Here is a 6,484-nt window from a genome sequence, read left to right on the forward strand (position 1 = left end):
GGGATATCATGGTCCGGACTGCAAGCTTCATGGACGGTCCCCTTCATCGCGACGGTCGACACCATCTTGCATCCGTTCCCGGTCTGCAACCAGGGCGCGAGTTTCATCCCGCATTTGGGGGCGGTTTGAACTGATCCATGAAACAAATTTTGTACCGATGATCGGCCAGCAGTCTGTTTCGTGATGCCGCCCGAGGTGGATTGCGGCTGCCGCGTGGTGATTGAAAGCTGCCCGCCACAATCGGCCAAGTGACTCTTTTCGTGGAAAGAAGTGCACTTGCTGGAGGGAACCGAAGCGGCCGGCAGTTGTATCGACGGCAGGCAATGTGTCGGAATTAAGCCTATGATATTGTTTGCGAAAATTCACTCAACGTGATTTGCGGAGGAGGAGTTTTCCGTTTCAGTTTCAGGCCGTTCGGTGCTGTCGTTTCTCGAAATGGCAGCCCCGGAAAACCGAAACAGCACGGAGTGCTTACCGATGAAGAAGACCCTCGCAACCACCGCCGCCCTGCTCGCCTTCCTCGGCACGGCCTATGCCGCGACCGTTCAGGGCACCATCCAGTCGGTCGATCCGACGACCAAGTCGATCACCCTCGACGACGGCAAGATCTACCAGCTGTCGCCGGAAGCGGCGGTCGGCAAACTGAAGGTCGGCGCCAAGGTGGCGGTGACGGTCGATGACAAGACCGGCATGGTGACGTCGATCAAGAAGTCTTCGTAAGCCCGATCTTTGATAGTAGGGCGCTGTCCCTCATCGCCAGGCAGGCGGATGAGGGGCAGCGCAACTCTTCGAGATCACCTTTGTGACGCCTGAACCTCATTGCTGGCCGCCTTGATGCCGTAACGGCGCCTCGGCTCCGCCATGCACCGCTATGGTTTTTGTCAAAGAGCCGCGCTATCCCTTGGCCAACGGGGGATATCCATGGCCGAGGAACAAAAAGGGTTTCGCCTGTCGCGGCGATTGCTGCTGGGTGCGGCCGTCTTCGGCGGCGCGGTGCTGTGGGGCGGCACCACTGTGGCGCGGCTGGCACGAGGGCCTTCGGGACCGAAGAACGCCGGACGCATCGCCGATGTCGACGGCATCGCACTGCCGCTGAAGCCGATTGCCAGCCCGCCGGCCTTCGATCCTTCGCTGCCCTGGTCGGCAAAAGGCGGCGACATCAACGATGCCAGCGGCCTGTCGAAGACGCCGGTCTATGGCGTGGTCGAGGTCAGCGAGGAAGACCACATCGCCAAGGCGCTGGCCTTCGCGCGCGCCAACGGGCTGAAAATCTCGCTGGCCGCCATCCGCCACTCGATGGGCGGGCACGCCTTCGACGACAACGCGCTGGTGCTCGATCTCAGAAAGTTCAACAAGGTCACCGTCGATGCCGCGGCCAAGACCATGACCCTGCAGCCGGGCGCGCGCTGGCACGATATCCAGAACCTTTTGCATCCGCGCTTCGCGGTGAAGGCGATGCAGTCGACCGACATCTTCTCGGTCGGCGGCTCGCTGTCGGTCAACGCGCATGGCATGGACCATCAGGCCGGTTCGGTTGCCGGCTCGATCCGCTCGATGCGGGTGATGTTGGCCGATGGTTCGGTGACGACCTGCTCGCCAACCGAGAACATGGAGCTGTTCCGCCACGTCGTCGGCGGCTACGGCCTGTTCGGCGTGGTGCTGGAGGCGACGCTCGATATCGTCGACAACACGGTCTACCGCACCTCACGCGAGATCATCAAATCGGACGATTTCCCGAAATTCTTTGCCGACGTGCTGGAGCCGAACAAGGAGATCGGCCTGTTCTACGGCCATCTGTCGACGGCGCCGGGCAATTTCCTCGAGGATATGATCGTCTATCGCTACGACAAGGTGGCCGACCAGCCGCCGGCCGACCAGCCTGAGATCGGCGAGCCGGGTTCGGTGGGGCTGAAGCGGGTGCTCATCAATCTGGCGAAATGGGGCAGCCTGTTCCAGGAGCTGAAATGGTTCACCGAAAAGACACTGGAACCGAAATTCGAAAGCTGCACGGTGGCGCGCACTTCAGCCATAGCCGAAGGCGAGGCCTGTCTCGTCACACGCAATAACCCGATGCACGATTCGGTGCCCTATTTGTTCAACGACCTGATGGATGAGACCGACATCCTGCACGAATATTTCATCCCGCGCGCCGCCTACATCGAGTTCATTTCGGAAGCGCGCGAAATCCTGCGCAACCAGCCGCTGCCGGTGCTCAATGCCTCGGTGCGCATCGTCCACAAGGAAGATGTCGCTCTGACCTATGCACCGGAGCCGGCCTATTCGCTGGTGCTCTACATCAACCAGCCGACCGATGCCGACGGCAATGCGAAAATGCGGGCGCTGACACGGGCGCTGATCGACGTGACGATCAAGCATGGCGGGCGGTTCTTCCTGCCCTATCAGCTGCATTACACCGCCAGGGAATTGCTGGCCTCCTATCCCGAATTGCCGGCCTTCCTGGCTAAGAAGCGGCAATATGACCCGACGGAACTGTTTTCCTCGACCTTCTACCGTGCCATCAAGGCTTTGAGCGGGGTGGTATAGACGTCAGGAGAACAACCAATGCGGATGGTATCAGCGGCGGCACTCACTCTCATCGCGCTGTGCGCTGGACCGGCCGGAGCCGAGGATCTCAAGGCTTTCAAGCTGACGATCGACGGCGTGACGGTCGATATCGATCCGGGCGAGAGCACAAATGTGACGCTGCCCGGCGGCAAACAGAGMAAGGTGACGCTCGAGCGCAACGACTTCGCCACCTTTTCCGGCGGCAGTTTCTCCTTCGTCCATCCGAGCGACATCTCGGTGACCAAGACCGATCTCGGCGAGAACATCACGCAGTATCTGATGGCGTCGGCGCTGGGCACGATCGTCGTCGTGCAGGAATATGGCAAGATGAATCCGGTGTCGCTCAACCAGCTGATGCTGCAGGAGATGACCAAGGAATCGGTGCAGGCTGGTGCGAAGCTGACGCAGGAGCCGACAACGCGCAAGCTCGCCGACGGCAAGGAACTGACCGGCATTCTCGCCAAGGTGAAGACACGCACCGACACCGCCGATTTCGAGATCGTCGGCTTCGGACTTGCCGATCAGGGGTTGTTGTTCATCACCCGCGTCGCCGGCGAGGATGCGGCCACCGAAAAGCCGCTGATCGACAAGTTCTGGCAGAGCCTGAAGGTCAAGCTGTAGGGGCGTTGTTTCGGCGCGATCCCCTGAGGGAAAGCGCCATGCGCTCTTCCCGGGAAAACCGCTTCACACTAGCCCTGGAGTTGCTCTACAGGCCCTTCGGCACCAGTCCGGCCAGCCAGTTGGCCGACCGCTTCGCCGCATCGGCGGTCGCCGACACGGCGCGGCCAAGATCGGTCTTGACCACGGCGTAGCCGTTCTTCGTGCGATAGAGCACGCCGGTTCCGCCATCGACCACTTGTTCATAGGCGACGGGCCGGGCGGCCTCCGCTTCCACGGCCGTCGTCGGCGCGCCGACAGGAACGCTCGGTCGGCGGCTCAATTCCGGCGGCAGCGGGCTTTCGGTTTCAACGACCCTGCTGGCGGGCGTCAGGTCCGGGCGCGACGCGGTCGCGGCCAGTTGCGAGGAGGACGACGAGCCTTTCGCGCGGCAGATGCCGGAGATGAGCGGATAGTTGAAATTGCGCTCGTGCAGCATCTGGCTCTTCATCGCCGCTTCGCATTCGGCGATCGTCGACCACTTGGCCGGCGTCTCGCCGATATATTCGCAAAGCTTGGCGTCGCAGTCGCAGCCGACAATGGTCATGGCGACAAGGGCGGTCTTGATCACGGTCTTGTCCCTTCCAGATGCCCCCGGCAGCCCATTTCGGTGCATGTCGCGGTCCCAAACCCGGTTTCCGCTTTTTTGGGCGAGGTGCAACAATCCATCGCGCGTGAACAAGGCGGGATTTGGCCTCGATTGTGGAATGAGCGTGGCGGAGCGCCGAACGGTCGATCTATCGAGCGGCCGGCGCGATTCGTTTGAGGAAGTTCGCGATCAGCCGCACCACATCGTGCGGACGTTCGACCTGCGGGATGTGGTTGACGCCATCGAGAACCGCCAGTTCGGCGTGCGGAAACAACGCGGCAATCTCTTCACCCTGTGCCAGGGGCGTGGTCGTATCGTCTCGCCCCCAGACGACGAGGACGGGCGGCGTGAAGGCGCGATAGTTCGCGGGGTTGGCGGCAAGGGATTTTCGTTCGTCGTTGAACAGGCCGTTGAACAGCCAATGGCCGACTGCATCGGTGGTGCCTTCGACATTGAGGGGCCGCGCGTAGATCGCGATGCGTTCAGCCGTGACCACGTCGTCGTTCTCGATGAACGAGCGCAGACCCGGTCCGACCATGAGCGGATTGGTGAAGGTCGAGGCAGTGAGCAGTTCGCGAGGCCATCGCAGGTTCAGGAGAGCGGCAAACGGGATTGTCGGCGCCTCGGTCCGGCCGAGGCCGATTGCCACGTCGAGCAGGATCAGAGCGTCGATGCGATCTGGAGCCTCGAAGGCGGCTTCAATCACGCCACCGCCGCCATAGGAGTGGACGCCGACACTGAAATGGCGCAGGCCGAGCGCGTCGGCGAAACCGAGGACGCGTTTTGCGTGGGCAGCACGCGAATAGTCCTGGTCGGCCGGTCTTTGCGAATAGCCAAAGGGAGGCATGTCGGGCGCTACAACGCGAAAGCCCTGTTCTCCCAATGGCGCGGCGATATCGCGGTAGGTCTCCGCCCAGGAGGCCGTGCCGTGGAACAGAATAAGCGGCGGCCCGTCCTGCGGTCCCCAGACCTGGTAGTGGATCTTCAGGCCATCGACGGTGGCAAACAGCGCTCCCGCCGGAGCTGCCTCCTCGGGTGACAGGTTCTCTCGCAGCGCCGCCGCGCCGCGAAAGCCGACAAGCACGACCACAATGAGCGCGACCAGCGTGAGCGCAAGCCAGCCGACGATGCGGATCAGTCTGCGCATTGCCTGGCTATCGTTTCAATAATCATAGACGTGTTCGAGCCTGGCGCCTGACTTGATCAGAGCTGGCAGCACGAGATGCAATTTGCGCACGGCGACGGTCAGCCCGGTGCGGCGCGTCGCCGGGTCGGCCGGCAGCGGGTAGCTGAACAGGATGCGGATGCCTTCGGGTACAGCGATCGAGTCGGTCGAAAGCACGGTGACCATGATCTCGTCATTGCCGCCGATTTCGACGAAGGAGACGCCTTTGTCGATCAGGCGCGGAATCATGTCGGTAAAGACCTGGTAGCGCTTGGTGACGAAGACAGCGCCGTCGGCGCCGTAGTCGCGCTCGAGCAATGTATCGGGCTCGTTGCGCGTCGCTTCTCCGACCGGCCCTTTGGCCCAGACATGGATGTCGAGGAAGGCTGGTGGGGATGTGGCTGCGAGTGCCTGCTTGATCAGGTCGGCGTAGCCCTGCTTGATGGTGTCGGCAAGGCCGAAGGCAAGCTTGCGTTCGCTGGTGCGGATGGAGCTGTCGCCTGGCGCCGGCTGCACGGCAAACAGGCCGGCGCGCTTCTCGGCATAGGGAAATTGATACCACGGCACCTGGTCGAGGAAAGCGGCATAGTCGGCCGCCACCTTGGCCTGATAGATGTCGGCGGCGGTGCGCTTGCCAGCGGTCGCCTCGGTGATGCGGCCGACCGTGTTCTCATAGGCCCATTGCAGGATATGTTCGATGCTGTGGCTGGTGCCGATGATGACCAGCATCTGGTGGTTGGCGAAGTTGAAATTGTAGGGAGAGCTGGCGCGGATCACCATGGCGTAGTCCTGCCAGAAGYGACCGACATAGGACCAATAGGGAAAGCCGCTCGGCTGGTTCTTGTCGACGAAGCCGGCATATTCGCGGGCGGCGTAGACGATCGCCCATTCCGGGTAGGTGAGGAAGGTCGATTCTTCCGGCCGCTGATAGCCGGGGATTTCGGCGCGAACCTTGTCGGCCAGCGCCTTGGGCGGAGCGCCGTCGGCAATGCCGGGCAGCGGCGCCTTGTCCAGTGACGACGTTGTCAGGAAGCCATAGCTCAGCCCGACGACCGGGATCAGGACGACGATGACGATCAGCCACAGGATCGCCTTGACGATGCGCTTCAGCCAGCGAAACAGGAACATTGCCGGATCAGGCCGTGGCGAAGTGGTCGTGTATGCGCTTCGACAGCCAGAAGCCGACATAGACGGCGAAGCCGCCAATGACGATATGGGGCAGGTTGGCGAAGAAGCGGGCGGGGAATTCGATATCGTTCAGGGAGCGGAAGCCGTTGATGAAGATGCCGGCATCGAGGCAGCCCGAACCGGTGATCAGGCCAAGCACGCCGTCGAACAGATAGACCGACCCGAACAGCTTGAAATAGAACACCGCCTGGCGGTGCGAGATGAAGGCGGCGGCCAGCGCCCAGACGCCGGAGAAGGCGTGCAGCAGGTCGTCGTACCATTGCAGCGAGAACAGGCCGAACAGATTGCCGTTGGCATCGTTGAACGCCGGTATGTAGCCG

At 62.1% G+C, this 6,484-nt stretch carries 7 protein-coding genes; 3 read left to right on the top strand and 4 right to left on the bottom strand.

Annotated features, from left to right (window positions below):
- Positions 1–477: 477 nt before the first annotated feature.
- The 3 genes from ACXJ7R_RS21695 (at position 478) to ACXJ7R_RS21705 (ending at position 3,186) form a co-directional block, all read left to right on the top strand.
- A complete protein-coding gene (locus ACXJ7R_RS21695; protein ID WP_095090895.1) occupies positions 478–720 on the top strand; it encodes a DUF1344 domain-containing protein in 243 nt (80 codons plus the stop codon).
- Positions 721–921: 201 nt separating this feature from the next.
- On the top strand, positions 922–2,544 hold the full coding sequence (locus ACXJ7R_RS21700; RefSeq protein WP_457153640.1) for an FAD-binding protein: 1,623 nt from the start codon (positions 922–924) through the stop codon (positions 2,542–2,544).
- Between the two features lie 18 nt (positions 2,545–2,562).
- On the top strand, positions 2,563–3,186 hold the full coding sequence (locus tag ACXJ7R_RS21705; protein WP_457153641.1) for a hypothetical protein: 624 nt from the start codon (positions 2,563–2,565) through the stop codon (positions 3,184–3,186).
- An 85-nt stretch (positions 3,187–3,271) separates the two neighbouring features.
- On the opposite strand, the gene ACXJ7R_RS21710 is transcribed toward ACXJ7R_RS21705, so the two are convergent.
- The 4 genes from ACXJ7R_RS21710 to ACXJ7R_RS21725 all read right to left on the bottom strand — a co-directional run.
- Positions 3,272–3,793 (bottom strand): hypothetical protein, encoded by a 522-nt coding sequence (locus ACXJ7R_RS21710; RefSeq protein ID WP_457153642.1) that lies wholly within the window; start codon positions 3,791–3,793, stop codon positions 3,272–3,274.
- A gap of 166 nt (positions 3,794–3,959) precedes the next feature.
- Positions 3,960–4,958 carry an alpha/beta fold hydrolase gene (locus ACXJ7R_RS21715; protein WP_457153643.1) on the bottom strand — a complete coding sequence of 333 codons (999 nt, stop codon included), beginning with the start codon at positions 4,956–4,958 and terminating at the stop codon, positions 3,960–3,962.
- A gap of 15 nt (positions 4,959–4,973) precedes the next feature.
- Positions 4,974–6,104: a hypothetical protein gene (locus ACXJ7R_RS21720; protein WP_457153644.1), complete on the bottom strand. Its 1,131-nt coding sequence runs from the start codon at positions 6,102–6,104 to the stop codon at positions 4,974–4,976.
- Positions 6,105–6,111: 7 nt separating this feature from the next.
- Positions 6,112–6,484: DUF4383 domain-containing protein (locus ACXJ7R_RS21725; RefSeq protein WP_457153645.1), on the bottom strand; the 373-nt coding region annotated here is incomplete at its 5' end.

It is taken from the genome of Mesorhizobium sp. P5_C1 (assembly GCF_054049815.1).